General features: G+C 71.6%; 1 protein-coding gene. It reads left to right on the forward strand.

Annotated elements, in window-relative coordinates:
• On the forward strand, positions 1–705 hold a 705-nt coding region (locus K7862_RS37070; RefSeq protein ID WP_222970207.1), incomplete at both ends, for an HAD-IC family P-type ATPase.

The raw sequence follows: 705 nt of genomic DNA on the forward strand, positions 1-705 counted from the left end.
GGACAAGACCGGCACCATCACCCTCGGCAACCGGCAGGCCGCCGAGTTCCTGCCCGTCCCCGGTGTCACCGTGGAGGAGCTGGCGGACGCGGCGCAGCTCTCGTCGCTGTCCGACGAGACCCCAGAGGGCCGATCCATCGTGGTCCTGGCCAAGGAGCGGTACGGCCTGCGCGGCCGCGCCGAGGGGCAGCTGCCGGACGCCGAGTTCGTCCCCTTCACCGCGCAGACCCGGATGAGCGGCGTCGACCTCGTCGAGGACGGCGACCACCGCTCCCTGCGCAAGGGCGCGGCCACCGCCGTCATGAAGTGGATCCGCGACAACGGCGGCCACCCCACCGAGGCGGTCGGCCCGATGGTCGACTCCATCGCAGCGGGCGGTGGCACGCCGCTCGTCGTCGGTGAGGTCGTCCGGCGCGACGGCGAGGTGACCGCGACCGTCCTGGGCGTGATCAACCTCAAGGACGTCGTGAAGGCCGGCATGCGGGAGCGGTTCGACGAGCTGCGCCGGATGGGCATCAAGACCGTGATGATCACCGGTGACAACCCGCTCACCGCGAAGGCCATCGCGGACGAGGCCGGCGTCGACGACTTCCTCGCCGAGGCCACGCCCGAGGACAAGATGGCGCTGATCAAGCAGGAGCAGGAGGGCGGCAAGCTCGTCGCGATGACCGGCGACGGCACCAACGACGCCCCCGCCCTCGCGCA

It is taken from the genome of Actinacidiphila acidipaludis, assembly GCF_019890725.1.
Classification (GTDB): Bacteria; Actinomycetota; Actinomycetes; order Streptomycetales; family Streptomycetaceae; genus Actinacidiphila; species Actinacidiphila acidipaludis.